The following is a 17,493-nucleotide window of genomic DNA, read 5'->3' as shown; positions in this document are numbered from 1 at the left end:
TCGGGGATTTTTTATGTTCGATCAATCAACCCAAGGGCGGATCAATCTTCGCGGTAGCGACGCAGCTTCAACTGCTTGCCGGCAACGCGAGTGTCCTTCAGCTTGGTCAGGAGTTTGTCCAGACCCTCTTCCGGCAGCTCGACGAGGCTGAAGCTGTCACGCACCTGGATGCGACCGATGGCTTCACGTGCCAGACCACCTTCGTTGAGGATGGCGCCCAGCAGGTTTTTCGCCGCGATACCGTCACGCGCGCCCAGCGCGGTACGGCAACGGGCACGGCCTTCGCCCAAAGGCATTGGCGCACGACGCTCACGATCACCACGCTCCGGACGATCACCGGAACGCTCAGGACGGTCGCCACGTGGCGCGCTGTTCGGTACCAGTGGACGTTCCTTCTCGATCGCTGCCAGGTTCAGCGCCTGACCATTGGTGGCCTTGCGCAGCAGAGCGGCAGCCAGGGCACGCGGGGTGCAACCGATGTCGGCGGTCAGGCGATCCAGCAGATCACCGTGAGTCGATTCGGCGTCAGCCACCAGCGGCGACAGGCTGTTGGTCAGTTTCTTGATGCGGGCATCGAGAACGGCCTGGGCGTCCGGCAGACGCACTTCGGCAACTTTCTGACCGGTTACACGCTCGATCACTTGCAGCATGCGGCGCTCACGTGGCGTCACCAGCAGCAGCGCGCGGCCTTCGCGACCGGCACGGCCGGTACGGCCGATACGGTGCACGTAGGATTCCGGATCGTACGGCATGTCCACGTTGAACACGTGGGTGATGCGCGGAACGTCCAGACCACGGGCGGCAACGTCGGTCGCCACAACGATGTCCAGACGGCCATCCTTCAGCGAGTCGATGACGCGCTCACGCTGGTTCTGGGCGATGTCGCCGTTCAACGCGGCGGCTTTGTAGCCTTTGGCGTCGAGGGCGCTGGCCAGATCCAGGGTCGCTTGCTTGGTGCGCACGAACATGATCAGAGCGTCGAAATCTTCCACTTCCAGCAAGCTGAGAACGGCAGAAGTCTTCTGGTCAGCGTGAACCAACAGGTGAGCCTGTTCGATCGCGGTAACGGTCTGGGTCTTGCTCTGGATCTTCACGTGCTTCGGATCGCGCAGGTGACGCTCGGCGATGGCACGGATCGATTGCGGCAGGGTCGCCGAGAACAATACGGTCTGACGGGTTTCCGGCATGGCCTTGAAGATGACTTCGAGGTCGTCCATGAAGCCCAGTTTGAGCATTTCGTCTGCTTCGTCGAGAACCAGGTGGTTCACGGTCTGCAGCACTTTTTCGTCGCGACGCAGGTGGTCGCACAGCCGGCCCGGAGTGGCGACAACAATCTGTGCGCCATTACGGATTGCTTTCAATTGTGGGCCCATCGGCGCACCGCCGTAGACAGCCACAACAGTCACGCCCGGCATTTGCTTGGCGTAGGTTTCGAAAGCGGTTGCAACTTGCAGCGCCAACTCACGAGTTGGGGCCAGGATCAGAGCTTGCGGCTCGCGCTTGGACGGATCAATGCGGTGCAGGATAGGCAGGGCAAAGGCAGCGGTTTTACCGGTACCGGTTTGCGCCTGACCAATCATATCGTGACCGGCGAGGATGATCGGGATCGACTGCTGCTGAATGGCCGAAGGCTCTTCATAGCCGGTAGCGACTACTGCAGCGACAATATTGGGATGAAGTTCAAGAGCGGCGAAGCCGCCGATTTCCTGGGTCATGGGTCTGCCTCTAAGTGCATCCGCAAAGACCCATGCTCCAAAGCTGCACATGCCGTGTTGAGACTCAAGAGTCGCCCTGGCAGCTTTGTCGGCGGGGATTTGCGAAAACGAATGGATGGAAAAGAATCGTCAAGGAAGAGCCCGCAGTGCGGACGTGCAGCCGAAGCTGACTTCGGGGAATTGCGCTACCTAAACGCGGCCCGGTTAAAGGCCGGCGCGCACTATACCGGAATTTGCCCAAAAAGGGAGCTTTTTTTATCGGTGAAATACAGTTGTCACCGCTGTGTAACGGGGTTTTGCGGATAATCGGGCAAAGGTCTATTTTTCAAAGACCCCGGCCCTGCGGGCGATGGCGCTTAAACGATTCACCGACATGCGACATCCGGTCGCTGCACCCTTTCTTCCCTGCGAGGAAACACCCATGAATCAGCCCTGCCCCGGCCGAGTGAGCCGTGCGCGTGACGGTCACGTGTACTTGATCGGCCTGGACCGCGCCGCCAAGCGCAATGCCTTCGACCTCGACCTGCTCAACGATCTGGCCCTGGCCTACGGTGAATTCGAGGCTGATAAAGAAGCGCGGGTGGCGGTGGTGTTCGGACACGGTGAGCATTTCACCGCCGGGCTCGATCTGGTCAACGCCAGTTCCACCCTCGCCCAGGGCTGGCAGGTACCGCCCGGTGGCTGCGATCCATGGGGCGTGTTCGTCGGCCCCCGGGTCAGCAAACCGGTGATTGTTGCGGCGCAGGGTTATTGCCTGACCATTGGCATCGAATTGATGCTCGCCGCCGACATCAACCTGTGTGCCAGCAACACCCGGTTTGCCCAAATGGAAGTGCAGCGCGGAATCTTCCCGTTCGGGGGTGCGACGCTGCGCTTTCATCAGATCGCCGGTTGGGGCAACGCGATGCGCTGGCTGCTGACCGGCGACGAGTTCGACGCTCATGAGGCCTTGCGCCTGGGGCTGGTGCAGGAAGTCATGGCCAGCGAGGATCTGCTGCCGCGCGCCATCGAACTGGCCGAACGGATTGCGCGGCAGGCGCCGCTTGGCGTACAGGCAACCCTGATGTCGGCGCGTCAGGCGCGCTACGAAGGCGAGACTGCGGCGGCAAAAAGCTTGCCGCCGCTGGTTAAAAAGTTGCTGGCCAGTGAAGACGCCAAGGAAGGTGTGCGCTCGCTGGTGGAGCGGCGACCCGGTGTCTTCAAAGGGATCTGAAATGGGTAGCGGTCATAGCGCCGCCTTCGCGGGCAAGCCCGCTCCGACAGTAACCGCGTCGTTCATAGATCTGTGTACGGCGCTAAAACTGTGGGAGCGGGCTGGGGCCGGGCGGCGATCCGACGAAGGGGCCATCACTGACAACTCAGGTCGCCGGACGGATGCAATTGATCAACGACTGCAACGAGTATCCCAGCTTCGGTGCCAGCGCTTCAGCTCGCGCGGTTAGCGCCTGCATGTCCAGCACCTGATCGAGATCCGCCGGCACGATCAGAATCACGTTGCCCTCCTTCACCGGCAGTTCCCAGTAATGCCGGTGATAGAGCCCGCGCAGCAGCGCCGCGCCCAAGGGTTTGCCGTCATCGGTGGCCCATTGATTGATCACCAGCCAGCCACCGGGATTCAGACGTTTCTGACAGTCACCGAGGAAATTCCACGCAAGGTGCCCGGCACCAGGGCCGACATCGGTGTACAGGTCGACGAAGATCAGATCTGCAGGTTCAGCGGTCGGCAGCAGCTCAAGGGCATCACCGACGCGGATGTACAGCCGTGGATCGTCATCAAGGCCAAGGTATTCGATGGCCAGGCGCGGTACATCCGGACGCAATTCGATGGCTTCGACATCTTCCAGCGGCAGGAACTTGAGGCAGGCCTGGGTCAGCGTCCCCGCGCCCAAGCCGAGAAACAGCGCACTCTCCGGTTGTTCATGGCACAGCGCACCAATCAGCATTGCCCGGGTGTAGTCGTACTCCAGCCAGCTCGGGTCGGCGGTAAACACGCAGCTTTGCTCGATCGCATCGCCGAACTCCAGAAAGCGGTAGTCGGCCACTTCCAGCACGCGAATCACGCCGAACTCATCCTGTACCTCGGCGAGCAACAGCTCGACGCGCTCCTCAGTCATTTCGTCTCCTGGTGGTCACCGGGCGCGGTGACGCGATGGCACCGATTTGGTGCCGTGGCAAAGCGGCGATTGTCGGCGAAGCGGCGGGAGCAGGTCACGCACTAATTGCTGCTAACATGGCCGTCCGTGCGTAGAACCTTAGAGACCGTGATGAGCCAACCCTGGAGCCCTGACAGCTGGCGCGCCCTGCCGATCCAGCAACAACCCCAATACCCCGACGCCGCGCATCTGCGCCAGGTCGAGCAGACGCTGGCCAGCTACCCGCCGCTGGTGTTTGCCGGCGAAGCGCGCGAGCTGCGTCGTCAGTTTGCTGAAGTCACCCAGGGCCGGGCGTTCCTGCTGCAGGGCGGCGACTGCGCGGAAAGCTTCGCCGAGTTTTCCGCCGCGAAGATCCGCGACACCTTTAAAGTGTTGCTGCAAATGGCGATCGTCATGACCTTCGCCGCCGGCTGCCCTGTGGTGAAAGTCGGGCGCATGGCCGGTCAGTTCGCCAAGCCGCGCTCGGCCAACGACGAGACCATCGACGGCGTGACTCTGCCGGCCTACCGGGGCGACATCGTCAACGGCATCGGTTTCGACTCCGCCAGCCGCGTACCGGATCCGGAGCGTCTGCTGCAGTCGTATCACCAGTCCACCGCCACTCTCAACCTGCTGCGTGCCTTCGCCCAGGGCGGTTTTGCCGACCTGCATCAGGTGCACAAGTGGAATCTGGACTTCATCGCCAACTCGGCGCTGGCCGAAAAGTACAGCCATCTGGCCGACCGCATCGATGAAACCCTGGCGTTCATGCGCGCCTGCGGCATGGACAGCTCGCCGCAACTGCGCGAAACCAGTTTCTTCACGGCCCACGAAGCGCTGCTGCTGAACTACGAAGAAGCCTTCGTGCGCCGCGACAGCCTGACCAACGATTACTACGATTGCTCGGCGCACATGCTGTGGATCGGCGACCGCACCCGTCAGCTCGACGGTGCCCACGTCGAATTCCTGCGCGGGGTGAACAACCCGATCGGTGTCAAAGTCGGCCCGAGCATGAACCCTGACGACCTGATCCGCCTGATCGACGTGCTCAACCCGGACAACGATCCGGGTCGCCTCAACCTGATCGCGCGGATGGGCGCGAACAAGGTCGGCGATCACCTGCCGGCGCTGATTCGCGCGGTACAGCGTGAAGGCAAGCAGGTGCTGTGGAGCTCCGACCCGATGCACGGCAACACCATCAAGGCCAGCAGCGGCTACAAGACCCGCGACTTCGCGCAGATTCTTGGTGAGGTCAAACAGTTCTTCCAGGTTCACGAAGCGGAGGGCAGCTACGCCGGCGGTATCCACATCGAGATGACCGGGCAAAACGTCACCGAATGCATCGGTGGCGCGCGACCGATCACTGAAGATGGCTTGTCGGATCGCTATCACACCCATTGCGACCCGCGAATGAATGCCGACCAGTCGCTGGAGCTGGCGTTTCTGATTGCCGAGACGCTGAAACAGGTGCGTCGCTGAGTTCGGAAACCTTCATTGTTTGATCGGGCCTCATCGCGGGCAAGCACGGCTCCCACAGGATCGAATTCGTACATTCAGTTTTTGAACGACTCGGTCACTGTGGGAGCTGGCTTGCCAGCGATGAGGCCGGTTCAGTCGCAGCCGATGTGGACCATAGCCAGTCGAAGCCGCCCCGCACTTTCCCGCTGACAATTGAGCTGCACCTGCTCAAGCCCCAACCAGTCCGCCATGCGCCGCAAGTTCAGCGCCAGTGCCAGCATCCCTGCATCATCCAGTCCCGTTTCTTCCTCGTGCACCGCATGCACTGCAAGCCGCCCCGCCGCCCGTTCGGCGCGCAGGTCAACCCGCGCCGCAATCCGTTCGTTGTGCAGGAACGGCAGCACGTAATAGCCGTAGACCCGCTTGTCCTGCGGGGTGTAAATCTCCAGCCGATAGCGAAAATCGAACAGTCGCTCGGTCCGGCTGCGTTCCCAGATCAGTGAGTCAAATGGCGACAGCAATGCACTGGCCTCAACCTTGCGCGGAATTTTCGGCTCGGGCAGGCAATAGGCGATTTGCCGCCACCCGGCGACTTCGCAGGTCAGCAATTGCCCGTCCTCGACCAGTTCGGCCAGACGCGGGCGGGCATCAGAGGGATTCAGTCTGAAGTAATCACGCAGGTCTTTTTCCGTGCCGACACCCAGCGCTTGCGCCGCATGCAACAGCAAACCGCGCTGCGCCTCGGCCTCATCGGGCAATGGCTGTTGCAGCACGGAGGCCGGAATCACTCGTTCCGGCAAGTCATACAATCGCTCGAAGCCACGGCGTCCGGCCACGGTGACTTCGCCAGCGGCAAACAGCCATTCCAGCGCATGTTTTTCCGCACTCCAGTCCCACCATGGCCCGGCCTTTTCCTTGCGGGTCGACAGGCTGCCGGCGCCCAGTGCGCCCTGCTCCCGGACCGACGCCAGCACCCGGCGGATGGTGTCCTGTTGCTCACGGCCGAATCGCGCCAGTTGCTGATAAATGTCCTCACCGCGCCTGGCCCGCTGCATGCGCCAGCCCATCAACGGATACATCGACAGCGGCAGCAACGACGCTTCATGGCCCCAGTATTCAAACAGCGAACGACGCCGCCCCGAACTCCAGGCAGCCTGGTCGAGCAAATCAGCAGAATAGGAACCGAGACGGGAGAACAGCGGAAGGTAGTGCGAGCGCACCACGGCGTTGACGGAGTCGATCTGCAACAGGCCGAGGCGTTCGATCAGCCGGTTGAGGTGCATGGCCTTGACAGCCGGCGGCTGGCGCCCGTGAAACCCTTGGGCAGCCAGCGCCAGACGTCGAGCCTGTTTAAGGGAAAAGGACAATGTCGCGGGCATGTGTACCTCCATGTCTGCTCGCAACCTACCTCACTGCAAAGGGGTTTGTGTAGCAATGGCCTCATCATTTATGCATCGGATCGTCCCAGAACGGCCTTACCGACTCATGTTCGACATCGGCTCGACTGACCCCGATGTCCTTAAGCGCTTCGTCGCTCAGACTGGCAAGCAACTCTCGTTCGCGGTGAAGTTCGTACCAGCGGCTAAACTTGTGCAGCAGATCGGAAATCAGATGGACCGGCACTCTGTCATCGCTCACATACACTTTTTGACCTTTCATCGTGTTGCCCTCCTTTAGGGATGGCTCAAGTCTCGCGCCGGAGCTACGATCAATCCAACGAATGTTTCTGATGGCATGGATCACGGAGATTCATCAATTGTCGGCGTACCCGAGTATCGATACCGATGTACTGCGCACCTTTGTCGCGATTGCCGATCAGGGCGGTTTTACCCGTGCCGGCGAAATGGTCAACCGCACCCAATCAGCGGTGAGCATGCAGATGAAGCGTCTTGAAGAGGATGTGTTGCAGCGCCAGTTGTTCGAGCGTGACGGGCGCCAGGTGCGCCTGACCGCCGAGGGCCAAGTGTTGCTCGGTTACGCGCGGCGCATCCTGAAATTGCACAGCGAAGTTTTCAACACCCTGCGCGAGCCGCACATGGTCGGCACGGTGCGGATCGGCACGCCGGACGATTACGTGATGCGGTTTCTGCCGGGGATCCTGTCGCGCTTCGCCCAGTTCTATCCGCTGATCCAGATCGAAGTGCATTGCGAGTCGACCAAACAGTTGCTGCAACGCACGGACCTGGATCTGTCGATCGTCACCCGCGAGCCGGGCAACGAGATTGGCCAGTTGCTGCGCAAGGAACGTTTTGTCTGGGCCGAGGCGCAGAATTTCAGCGCCCACGAACAGACGCCGTTGCCGCTGGCGATGTTCAACAGTGATTGTTTCTGTCGCCTGTGGGCCTGCAATGCGCTGGACGCGATGGGCCGCGAATACCGGATTGCCTACAACAGCACCAGCCTGTCGGCGTTGATGGCTGTGGTGAGCGCGGGTCTGGCGATCACCGCGCAGCTGGAAAGCCTGATCACCCCGGACCTGCGCATTCTTGGGGCCGCCGAAAATCTGCCACTGTTGCCCGAGGCCAGCATCATGCTGATCCGCAACCTCAACAATCCCTCGCCGATCACCGAATGCCTGGCCGAGCACATCGTCGAAGGCTTCAAACTTTAAAGGCGAGCATCACCGCGGACAGCACCAGGAACCCGCAGAACAGCCCGCGCAGGAGTTTTTCCGGCATTGCGTGGGCCACTTTCACGCCCCAACTGATGCTGGCCAGCCCGCCAATGGCCAGCGGCAGGCCGATCATCCAGTCCACTTCGTGATGCACCGCGTACGTCACCAGCGTCACGCCGGTGCTCGGCAACGCCAATGCCAGCGACAGCCCCTGAGCGACCACTTGAGTGGTACCGAACAGGCTGGTCAACACCGGCGTCGCCACCACCGCCCCGCCGACGCCGAACAAGCCGCCCATGGCGCCCGACGCCGCGCCGAGCACGCCCAGCCATGGCCACGAATAACGCATCTCGGAAGTTGCTGCCTGACGCGCGCTAAACATGCGCACCAGGTTGTAGGCCGACAACGCTACAAGGAACGCGACAAAGCCGATGCGCATGGTTTGTGCGTCGATGCCCACGGCCCAGATTGAGCCGATCCACGCAAAGCAGAATCCCATCACTGCCAGCGGCAACGCATGGCGGAGTTCGATGCGGTTACGCTGGTGATAACGCCACAGCGCCAGCATCACATTCGGCACCACCATCACCAGCGCCGTGCCTTGGGCGATTTGCTGATCAAGCCCGAACCACACGCCCAGCAGCGGAATGGCAATCAAGCCACCGCCGATGCCGAATATCCCGCCCAAAGTGCCGAGGGCGGCGCCAAATACCAGGTACAGCATAAAATCGATCACAGCGGCATTCCTCATACGTCAGTCAGCGCATCGTACGCAGTCGGTGCTGGCACGGAAACGCATAGCAACGCACAATGGCTTTGCCAAATTCGCATAGGCGCTGAGCTGATCGATGAACCCCAATCAATTGACCGAACAACTCGGACTGTTCCTCGATGTGCTGGAGACCGGCAGCTTTTCTGCTGCTTCACGGCGACATCCGCTGACGCCCTCGGCCGTCGCCCGGCGCATCGACAGTCTGGAAAGCGCTGTCGGCAGCCAGTTGTTTATCCGCAGTACTCATGCGGTGCGCGCCACGCCGGCCGGTCTTGCGTTTGCCGAACGGGCACGGCGCATCGTGGCGGAGTTGCAACTGGCCCGGGCTGAAGCGGTGTCTCTAAGCAGCGCGCCGGAAGGCTTGATTCGGGTGGATGCGCCGGCGGCATTCGGGCGTCGGCATTTGGCCCCGGTGATTGCCGATTTTCTGGTGCTGTATCCGGGACTCGACGTGCAACTGCATCTGATAGACAGCTTCGTCGACATGGACGGCTCGAACCTGGGCAAGGTCGACCTGGTGCTGCGTGCCGGACAGATGGCCGACACCCGCCTGGTGGCCACGCCATTGGCGAGCATCGTGCGCATTGCCTGCGCCAGCCCCGACTACCTGAAGCGTCGGGGCGTACCGGGCGAGCCCGCGCAATTGAGCGAGCATGACGGCCTCGATTGGGACGGCCTCGCCCCACCTTTCGCCTGGCGTTTCGAGCAGGACGGACAGATGCAATTGCACCGCCCGGCACGGGTGCGCATGAGCGCCAACAACGCGGAAGCTTTGGTCTGCGGCGCACTGGCGGGGCTTGGGATTGCGCATCTGCCGACCTGGCTGGCCAGCGAATACCTGTTGCGTGGCGAGTTGCTGCCGCTGTTCTGTGAAAATGGCCTGCCAACACCGGAAAGCGCCGGCATTTACGCGCTGCGGCTGCAACAGCAGGCCAGCTCCCGCAGCCGCCTGTTGCTGGAATACCTCAAGACCCGGTTCAGCCCAGTGCCGCCGTGGGATCTGGCCCTGCAACGAGAGCTGGGCCGGCACTGACCGATTCGCCACCGGGCACAATTGTCTGGCGCATTAAAGATTCAAGCGCTAGATTCATCGGTATCACTGTTCAAGGCACCGACATGACCAACGACCGCAACACCTCCGATCACTGCGAAGACCTGCTGCTCGATAATCAGGCCTGCTTCGCCCTGCATTCCACTTCGCTGATGATGACCAAGGTCTACAAGCCACTGCTGCAAGCGCTTGGCCTGACCTATCCGCAATACCTGGCGATGATGGTTTTGTGGGAGAAGGATGGTTTGACCGTCGGAGAAATCAGCACGCGCCTGCTGACCGATCCGGGCTCGCTGACCCCGCTGCTCAAGCGTCTGGAGGGTGAAGGTTTGCTGAGCCGTACGCGAAGCCGTGAGGATGAGCGGGTAGTGATCGTTGAACTGACAGCCCAGGGACGCGCCTTGAAAGACAAGGCCCGAACCGTTCCACAATGCATCCTCGGTGCCAGTGGCTTCACGCTGGAGCGTCTGCAAAACCTGCAAGCCGAGTTGCAGGCCTTGCGGGGTCATTTGCAGGACAGCCTCGCTTAAGACCTTCCCTTCCCTACGGGCGCAGCCTTGCGCCTGTAGGCGAATCGCCCCTTCCCGGCTTACCCACGAAAAAAAATTTCCTCTCGCTTACGTTAAAAAAAATCTTATATATCAAAAACTTGAGATCACGACTCCACCTGATCCAAGTGCCAATTGCCGATCTTTTCGAAAATTTATCTTGCACGCTAAATATTCGCGCAGTACATTTAATTCGCACCTAGTTAGCGCGCAAACAATTAGCGCAACAAATCACACTTAATGAGGCTCACACCATGCAAACTCTCTACACCGCAATCGCAACTTCCACCGGCGGCCGTGACGGTCGTGCGATCTCCAGCGACAACATCCTCGACGTCAAACTGGCCACCCCGAAAGAACTCGGCGGTGCCGGCGGCGCGGCCACCAACCCTGAGCAACTGTTCGCCGCCGGTTACTCGGCCTGCTTCATCGGCGCGCTGAAATTCGTCGCCAGCCAGACCAAACGCAAAATCCCGGACGACTCGTCGATCACCGCTCACGTCGGCATCGGCCAGATTCCTGGCGGTTTCGGTCTGGACATCGACCTACACATCAGCCTGCCGGGCCTGGAACAGGCTGACGCGCAAAGCCTGGTCGACGCTGCGCACCAGGTCTGCCCGTACTCCAACGCCACTCGCGGCAACGTCGATGTGCGTCTGCACGTCACCGTGTAATCACTGACACTCAGGCCCGTACAGGAAATGAACATGAACACTTTCAGCAAAGTCTTGATCGGTACCCTTCTCGCTCTGTCCATCCACAGCGCATTTGCCGGGGAGGTTGAACACAACACCCAGGCGTTCCTCGATGTGCTGAATGCCGGCACCGGCAAACCGATGGAACAGCTGACACCCAAGGATGCCCGAGCCGTTCTGACCGGCGCACAGTCCGGGGTCAAACTGACGTTGCCCAAGGCGGACGTCAGCGAGAAGACCATCCAGGTCGATGGCCAACCGTTGAGCCTGACCATCGTCCGGCCGGCCGGAGTCAAGGGCGAGCTGCCGGTGTTCATGTTCTTCCACGGTGGTGGCTGGGTGCTGGGGGATTTCCCGACCCACGAACGTCTGGTGCGGGATCTGGTGGTCGGCTCGGGGGCGGCGGCGGTGTTCGTCAACTACACCCCTTCGCCGGAAGCGCATTACCCGGTGGCGATCAACCAGGCTTACGCGGCGACCAAGTGGGTGGCCGAACACGGCAAAGAAATCAACGTCGACGGCAAACGTCTGGCGGTGGCGGGCAACAGTGTTGGCGGCAACATGGCGGCAGTCGTCGCCCTGATGGCCAAAGACAAAGGCACCCCGGCGATCAAATTCCAGGTGCTGCTGTGGCCGGTAACCGATGCCAATTTCGATACGGGTTCGTATAACCAGTATGCCGAGGGGCACTTCCTCACCCGCAACATGATGAAGTGGTTCTGGGACAACTACACCACCGACGCCAACCAGCGTAACGAGATCTACGCCTCGCCGCTGCGGGCCACCACCGCACAGTTGAAAGGTCTGCCGCCTGCACTGGTACAGACTGCGGGGGCCGACGTACTGCGTGACGAAGGCGAAGCCTACGCCCGTAAACTCGACGAAGCCGGCGTGCCGGTAACCTCGGTACGCTACAACGGCATGATCCACGACTACGGTTTGCTCAACGTGGTCAGCCAGGTGCCGGCGGTGCGTTCGGCGATGCTGCAGGCTTCGGAAGAACTGAAGCAACACCTGAAGAAGTAATTTTCATCAGGTACAAAAAAGCCCGACTCAATGGTCGGGCTTTTTCTTTCCGCAAAAAACAGTGCTTATTTGGCACGGCCTTTGTAGGAACCGCCTTCGCGGGTATCGATCTCGATCATGTCGCCGATTTCGATGAAGTCAGCAACCGACAGCTCGGTACCGTTCTTCAGTTTGGCAGGCTTCATCACCTTGCCGGAAGTGTCACCGCGAGCGGAACCTTCGGTGTAGTCGACCTGACGCACGATGGTGGTCGGCAGCTCTACGGAAACCAGACGGCCTTCGAAGAATACGGCTTCGCAAACGTCGGTCATGCCTTCTTCCACGAATGGCAGAACGCTTTCGATGTCTTCGGCGTTCAGCTCGTACATGGTGTAGTCGGTGGTGTCCATGAACGTGTAGGAGTCACCGCTGATGAAGGACAGGGTCGCTTCTTTACGATCCAGGATCACGTCGTCCAGCTTGTCGTCCGCACCGTAAACGGTTTCGGTCTTGTAACCGGTCAGCAGGTTCTTCAGCTTGGTCTTCATGATCGCGCTGTTACGGCCCGACTTGGTGAATTCAGCTTTCTGAACCAGCCAAGGATCGTTGTCGATACGGATCACGGTACCGGGTTTGAGTTCTTTACCAGTTTTCATTGCGAATATCCGAATTTGGATGGGATTTACAAAAATCTAGGCCGCGTATCATATCCAATTTCGGTAAAACTGTACCAGCGCCGTCGCAAGATCCGCCTGCGAGGCCTGTTCCAGACACCACGCGCGGGCATTTTCCTGCAGTGCAGGCCAGTGTTTTCGGGCCTCGAGCCAGTGATCGCCGATAGGCTGCCCGGCACTCCAGGCACGCCAGAGACCGTTCATCGCCTCGGCAGCTACGGGCGAAAGGCGCTTTGTGTAGAGCGCAAGGAAGGCGTCGAGCTTGTCGAGATGGATGTCTTCGTCTTGCTGATAGATGTGCCACAGCATCGGACGCCCCGCCCATTGCGCCCGGACAAACGAGTCCTCGCCGCGCACCGCATTGAAATCGCAGCACCAGAGCAATTGGTCATATTGATCCTGACGGACGAACGGCAGCACCTGCACGGTCAGCGCCTGACGCACATTGAAGTCGCCGACCGACAGTGACTCGACACCGAGCCAGCGCGCGACATCACCGAGAATCCGCCCTTCCGGCACCAGCAGATGAGTGGGCGTCGAGTCAGCGGCGAGTACATCCAGCCAACTGGCGAGTCCGGCATTCTCGTAGGCAAACAGCGAAATCAACTGCGCACCGGGCACAGGAACGATCCCCAGACCGTGCAGGAATTGTCGCTGCGCCTCGGGATCCTGCTGAAACTGCTGGCGCCGCTCCAGCAAACCGCTCTCACGCAACAGGCCACCGGTCCCCGGCTGGAATCCCGGAAAGAAAAAGTACTTCTGCACCGACTTGTACTTCACTGACGGCAGACCGTGGCAACCGACCACCCAGTCTTCGGCACTGAGGTAGTCGAGGTTCATCCACAACGGCGGCTTCTGCCGCGCGGCCATGGCGTCCATGTAGAGACTCGGCAACTGGCAGGCAAACGCGGCGATCACTACGTCGGCGGCGTCCGTTTCCGGCCATTCAGCCGACCAGTGTCGGACTTCGACACCCTGCTGCCTTTGCTGGTCAAGATGGATGTCGATTTCCGGGCAGATGCGCTCGAAGGCGCGCAGGTCATCGACCCACAGTCGCACCGTCATTGCATGTTCACTGACCAGTTGCCGGGCCAGACGCCAGGTCACGCCGATGTCGCCGTAGTTGTCGACGACCGTACAAAAAATGTCCCAGCGGGTTATCGGTTGCGGCATTCAAGGCTCCCGTTGGCAAAAGCGCCGATTGTCCGCATAAATGTCTCCATGCAGAAGAGCCGACGGCAATTAATCTTCGTGCGACAATCGCCACTCGCCCGCATTCATCCGCCAGGAGGCAGCCATGCCCTATCGTCCCAATCCCCGTCGCCCCTTGCCTGTTCAGCTTAGCGCGCTGCAATTGACCGGCAGCATTGCGCTGGGTTTGTGGCTGGGTTTCCTGGCCATTGCGCTGACGTGCTGGCTCGCCTCGTCTCTCTTCAGCCATCAGTTGCAGCCGGTGGCGCAGGCGGTACAACAACTGAGCAAGCCTGCGGTGGCCGCCCAGCCACAGCCAGAACCTGAGCAACAAAACCGCCTGTTCGAGCAGTACGAAGAAAACCTGCGCAAGAACGAACAACAGGCACGCCTGGATCAGGCCCGAGGCAACACACGCAATCTGTCGAATCCCAAATGCCAGTTCTGGCTGCAACAGGATCAGACGGCCCCGAGCGAAAAAAGCCGCGCCAATGTCCTGCAATTCTGCGATTGATCATGAATAAACAGACGGTTCACCAACTGATTCTCGACAGGCTGCGCGTCGACCTCGACATCGCCGAACGCGCGGCGCAAACCGCTTACGAAACTGCGACCCACGAAGAGAACATCGCCGAAAACAAGTACGACACCCTGGGACTTGAGGCTTCGTACCTGGCGGCGGGCCAGGCAAAACGGGTCGAGGAGATTCGTCACTCGCTGGCGCTGTGCCAGAACCTGACGCTGCGTGCATACGACGATCAGCGAGGGATTGAAGTCGGCGCCCTGCTTGGTCTGGAAGACGAAAAAGGTCGCGAGCAATGGCTGTTTCTCGCGCCGGATGCCGCGGGCTTGAAAGTCGACGTGGTGGGTCAGCCGATTACCGTCATCACCCCGCGCTCGCCGCTGGGCAAAAGCCTGCTGGGCAAGTTCGAGGGTGACGAGGTGGAGATTCTGGTGGCAGGCACCCGGCAACAGTTTGCTGTCACCGAGGTGCTGTAGACAGGCGCTTGGTGACAGGGGCTTAGTGGACCGGCAGTTCGACGCCTTCGAACAGCTCTTCCAGTTCTTGCTTGTTGTGGCACTGAATGGCCTTGGCCATGACATCGCGGGTCAGGTGCGGCGCGAATTTTTCAATGAAGTCGCACATGAAGCCGCGCAGGAAAGTGCCACGACGGAAACCGATCTTGGTCACGCTGGACTCGAACAGCTCGCTGGCATCGAGCACCACCAGATCGTTATCGAGTTTGGTGTCGACTGCCATTTTCGCCACGATGCCCACGCCCAGCCCCAGGCGCACATAGGTTTTGATGACGTCGGCGTCGGCAGCGGTGAACACCACTTTCGGCGTCAGGCCACGATGGCTGAAGGCTTCGTCGAGTTTCGAACGGCCGGTGAAACCGAACACGTAAGTCACGATCGGGTATTCGGCCAGCGCTTCGAGGGTCAGCTTCGGCAGCTTGGTCAGCGGGTGGCCCTGAGGCACGACCACGCAACGGTTCCAGCGGTAGCACGGCATCATCACCAGATCGCCGAACAGCTCCAGCGCTTCAGTGGCGATGGCGAAATCGACGGTGCCGTCAGCGGCCATTTCGGCGATCTGCATCGGCGAACCCTGGTGCATGTGCAGCGCCACGTCCGGGTATTGCTTGATGAAGTTGCTGATCACCGGCGGCAGTGCATAACGCGCCTGGGTGTGAGTGGTGGCGATCGACAGGGTGCCCTTCTTCTCGTTGGAGAATTCCTGAGCGATCTGCTTGATGCTTTCGACCTTGCGCAGAATCTCACCGGCAGTGGTGATGATGCGCTCGCCGGCCGGGGTGACGCGGGTCAGGTGCTTGCCGCTGCGGGCGAATACTTCGACGCCCAGTTCGTCTTCCAGCAGACGGATTTGTTTACTGATGCCCGGTTGCGAGGTATAGAGGCTTTGGGCTGTAGCGGAAACGTTGAGGTCGTGGTGCGCCACTTCCCAGATGTAGCGCAATTGTTGAAGCTTCATATGAATCCCTCAAAGCAGGTAGACGCCACGGGCATCAGCGACGATATATAACTATATTAATGGTTTGAATAATAAATCTAGAACTTTTTTATCAAAGGGCCATTATTCCTGCTTCAGCGATCCTCCCGACGCCGACGCTCCACCAACGGCACCAGATAAACCGGCACCTTGGACAATTGCAGCAGCCGTGCTGCCGTTCGCCCCAGGGGTGTCTCCGCCCCGACCCCATGGCTGTGACTTCCTACGATCAGCAAATCGACAGAGAGTTTCTGCACCTGATCGAGAATCACCTGTGACGGATCGCCCTGCAGCACCCGTACCGCGCGTATCCGCTGCAGGTCCTGCTCGCCCTCGTCCCCCAGCTCTTCACGAAAGCTGTCGAGCACCCGTTGCTCGATATTGGCGATAACGGTTTTCAGACCCTGACTGTGGAATTCGTTCAATGCCTGTTCGTCGAGATAGCTCTGCAACACCGATTCGGCAAACAGCCCCATGGGCTCCACCGCGTGCACCACGTACAGATCGGCATTGAACGTTCGTGCCATTGCCAAGGCATGCTGCATCACTAACGGTGCGTACAGACCGAGGTCAGTGGCATACAGCATCGAACGAATCATATGACCTCCTCGCGTGCCAACATGGCGGAGATTTGATTCAGCTTAGCAGTGCCTTCGCGAGTACGACGTGCGACGCAACGTCTTGAACCACGTGCGCTCTAGACCGCCGGTTCGTTGCTGATGCCGTGAGGTACGTGACCGGTTGCCACGACTTCCCGGGCCAACTCGCAGTGGCCGGCCTGATCGTCGAAAAACACGTCGGCGGCGAAGGCTTCGAGGAACGCCGATTTGTTCAAGCCACCGAGAAACAGCGATTCGTCCAGACGAATGTCCCACTCACGCAAGGTGCGAATCACCCGCTCGTGAGCCGGAGCCGAACGCGCAGTGACCAGTGCCGTACGGATCGGGCATTCCTCATCGGAGAATTCGCGCTGCAACAGATTGAGTGCTGCGAGGAAGCCCTTGAACGGACCGCCGCGCAACGGTTCGCGCGCGGATTCACGCTCCTTGGCCTGGAAGGCTTCGAGGCCACCGGATTGATAAACCCGTTCCGACTCGTCGGAAAACAGCACCGCGTCCCCGTCGAAGGCGATGCGCAATTCATCGCTGGCCGCACGGCTGGCGCCGCCGGACAGAATGGTCGCCGCCGCAAAACCGGCATCCAGTGCGGCGCGCACGTCTTCGGCATGGGTGGAGAGAAACAGGTCGCAACCGAAAGCCTTCAGGTACGGATAAGGACTGCGCCCGCCGACAAACGCAGCACGGGAAATCGCCAGGCCGTAATGACCAATGGAATTGAAAACGCGCAGGCCGGTGTCAGCACTGTTGCGCGACACCAGAATCACCTCGACCCGGGCGCGGCCGAGGCGACTGTTGAGGTTGAGCAGTTTTTCCACCAGCGGAAAGGCATCGCCCGGCGCGAGAATTTCGTCTTCGTGATCGATCTGATATTGCCGGTAGGCTTCCACGCCACTCGACTCATACACCTTGTGACTTTCGCTCAGGTCGAACAGGGCACGGGACGAAATCGCCAGCACCAGTTTGTCATCGATATTCTTGGCCATGCCTTTCCCCCCGTGCGACCG

Annotated in this window: 19 protein-coding genes; 9 read left to right on the top strand and 10 right to left on the bottom strand. The window is 60.3% G+C overall.

Annotated features, from left to right (window positions below):
• Positions 1–41 precede the first annotated feature (41 nt).
• Positions 42–1,715 (bottom strand): DEAD/DEAH box helicase, encoded by a 1,674-nt coding sequence (locus CAF73_RS24515; RefSeq protein ID WP_085704422.1) that lies wholly within the window; start codon positions 1,713–1,715, stop codon positions 42–44.
• Positions 1,716–2,136: 421 nt separating this feature from the next.
• On the opposite strand from CAF73_RS24515, the gene CAF73_RS24505 reads away from it, so the two are divergent.
• Positions 2,137–2,928 (top strand): crotonase/enoyl-CoA hydratase family protein, encoded by a 792-nt coding sequence (locus CAF73_RS24505; protein ID WP_085704420.1) that lies wholly within the window; start codon positions 2,137–2,139, stop codon positions 2,926–2,928.
• A 145-nt stretch (positions 2,929–3,073) separates the two neighbouring features.
• Here the strand turns inward: CAF73_RS24505 and CAF73_RS24500 are convergent, their stop codons facing one another.
• Positions 3,074–3,829 (bottom strand): spermidine synthase, encoded by a 756-nt coding sequence (locus CAF73_RS24500; protein WP_085647568.1) that lies wholly within the window; start codon positions 3,827–3,829, stop codon positions 3,074–3,076.
• A gap of 150 nt (positions 3,830–3,979) precedes the next feature.
• On the opposite strand from CAF73_RS24500, the gene CAF73_RS24495 reads away from it, so the two are divergent.
• Positions 3,980–5,326, top strand: coding sequence for a class II 3-deoxy-7-phosphoheptulonate synthase (locus CAF73_RS24495; RefSeq protein WP_064383296.1), 1,347 nt, complete (start codon positions 3,980–3,982; stop codon positions 5,324–5,326).
• 131 nt (positions 5,327–5,457) lie between these two features.
• Here the strand turns inward: CAF73_RS24495 and CAF73_RS24490 are convergent, their stop codons facing one another.
• Entirely contained in the window at positions 5,458–6,684 is a 1,227-nt protein-coding gene (locus tag CAF73_RS24490; protein WP_085700041.1) for a winged helix-turn-helix domain-containing protein, read from the bottom strand.
• A 64-nt stretch (positions 6,685–6,748) separates the two neighbouring features.
• Positions 6,749–6,964, bottom strand: coding sequence for a DUF1127 domain-containing protein (locus tag CAF73_RS24485; protein ID WP_085700039.1), 216 nt, complete (start codon positions 6,962–6,964; stop codon positions 6,749–6,751).
• 97 nt (positions 6,965–7,061) lie between these two features.
• Between CAF73_RS24485 and CAF73_RS24480 the strand changes: the two genes are divergently transcribed.
• Positions 7,062–7,916 (top strand): LysR substrate-binding domain-containing protein, encoded by an 855-nt coding sequence (locus CAF73_RS24480; RefSeq protein WP_170929765.1) that lies wholly within the window; start codon positions 7,062–7,064, stop codon positions 7,914–7,916.
• Here CAF73_RS24480 and CAF73_RS24475 read toward each other — a convergent pair.
• Positions 7,906–8,655, bottom strand: a complete 750-nt coding sequence (locus CAF73_RS24475; protein WP_176247768.1) for a sulfite exporter TauE/SafE family protein — start codon at positions 8,653–8,655, stop codon at positions 7,906–7,908. The two genes, CAF73_RS24480 and CAF73_RS24475, sit on opposite strands and share 11 nt — an antisense overlap.
• Before the next feature lie 112 nt (positions 8,656–8,767).
• Here CAF73_RS24475 and CAF73_RS24470 point away from each other — a divergent pair, with 112 nt between their 5' ends.
• The 4 genes from CAF73_RS24470 to CAF73_RS24455 all read left to right on the top strand — a co-directional run bounded on the left by CAF73_RS24470 (position 8,768) and on the right by CAF73_RS24455 (position 12,011).
• Entirely contained in the window at positions 8,768–9,724 is a 957-nt protein-coding gene (locus CAF73_RS24470) for a LysR family transcriptional regulator (protein WP_085704414.1), read from the top strand.
• Between the two features lie 83 nt (positions 9,725–9,807).
• Positions 9,808–10,272: a MarR family winged helix-turn-helix transcriptional regulator gene (locus tag CAF73_RS24465; RefSeq protein WP_085700031.1), complete on the top strand. Its 465-nt coding sequence runs from the start codon at positions 9,808–9,810 to the stop codon at positions 10,270–10,272.
• 272 nt (positions 10,273–10,544) lie between these two features.
• Positions 10,545–10,964 carry an organic hydroperoxide resistance protein gene (locus CAF73_RS24460; protein ID WP_085700029.1) on the top strand — a complete coding sequence of 140 codons (420 nt, stop codon included), beginning with the start codon at positions 10,545–10,547 and terminating at the stop codon, positions 10,962–10,964.
• A gap of 33 nt (positions 10,965–10,997) precedes the next feature.
• Entirely contained in the window at positions 10,998–12,011 is a 1,014-nt protein-coding gene (locus tag CAF73_RS24455) for an alpha/beta hydrolase (RefSeq protein WP_085704412.1), read from the top strand.
• Between the two features lie 65 nt (positions 12,012–12,076).
• Here CAF73_RS24455 and CAF73_RS24450 read toward each other — a convergent pair whose 3' ends face one another.
• Positions 12,077–12,646: an elongation factor P gene (locus tag CAF73_RS24450; protein WP_007955690.1), complete on the bottom strand. Its 570-nt coding sequence runs from the start codon at positions 12,644–12,646 to the stop codon at positions 12,077–12,079.
• Positions 12,647–12,694: 48 nt separating this feature from the next.
• Positions 12,695–13,837 carry an elongation factor P maturation arginine rhamnosyltransferase EarP gene (gene earP, locus CAF73_RS24445; protein WP_085700027.1) on the bottom strand — a complete coding sequence of 381 codons (1,143 nt, stop codon included), beginning with the start codon at positions 13,835–13,837 and terminating at the stop codon, positions 12,695–12,697.
• 124 nt (positions 13,838–13,961) lie between these two features.
• Between earP and CAF73_RS24440 the strand changes: the two genes are divergently transcribed.
• Positions 13,962–14,369 carry a hypothetical protein gene (locus CAF73_RS24440; protein WP_085704411.1) on the top strand — a complete coding sequence of 136 codons (408 nt, stop codon included), beginning with the start codon at positions 13,962–13,964 and terminating at the stop codon, positions 14,367–14,369.
• 2 nt (positions 14,370–14,371) lie between these two features.
• A complete protein-coding gene (locus CAF73_RS24435; protein ID WP_085704410.1) occupies positions 14,372–14,854 on the top strand; it encodes a GreA/GreB family elongation factor in 483 nt (160 codons plus the stop codon).
• A gap of 22 nt (positions 14,855–14,876) precedes the next feature.
• Here CAF73_RS24435 and cysB read toward each other — a convergent pair whose 3' ends face one another.
• The 3 genes from cysB to CAF73_RS24420 form a co-directional block, all read right to left on the bottom strand.
• A complete protein-coding gene (gene cysB, locus CAF73_RS24430; protein ID WP_085700020.1) occupies positions 14,877–15,851 on the bottom strand; it encodes an HTH-type transcriptional regulator CysB in 975 nt (324 codons plus the stop codon).
• A gap of 113 nt (positions 15,852–15,964) precedes the next feature.
• Positions 15,965–16,468, bottom strand: coding sequence for a universal stress protein (locus CAF73_RS24425; RefSeq protein WP_007955683.1), 504 nt, complete (start codon positions 16,466–16,468; stop codon positions 15,965–15,967).
• Positions 16,469–16,566: 98 nt separating this feature from the next.
• Positions 16,567–17,472 (bottom strand): 5'-nucleotidase, encoded by a 906-nt coding sequence (locus tag CAF73_RS24420; RefSeq protein WP_085700018.1) that lies wholly within the window; start codon positions 17,470–17,472, stop codon positions 16,567–16,569.
• Positions 17,473–17,493 lie beyond the last annotated feature (21 nt).

The sequence above is a fragment of the Pseudomonas sp. B15(2017) genome (assembly GCF_002113215.1).
In the GTDB taxonomy this organism is placed as follows: Bacteria; Pseudomonadota; Gammaproteobacteria; order Pseudomonadales; family Pseudomonadaceae; genus Aquipseudomonas.
This window is presented reverse-complemented; position numbering and strand designations above follow the sequence as displayed.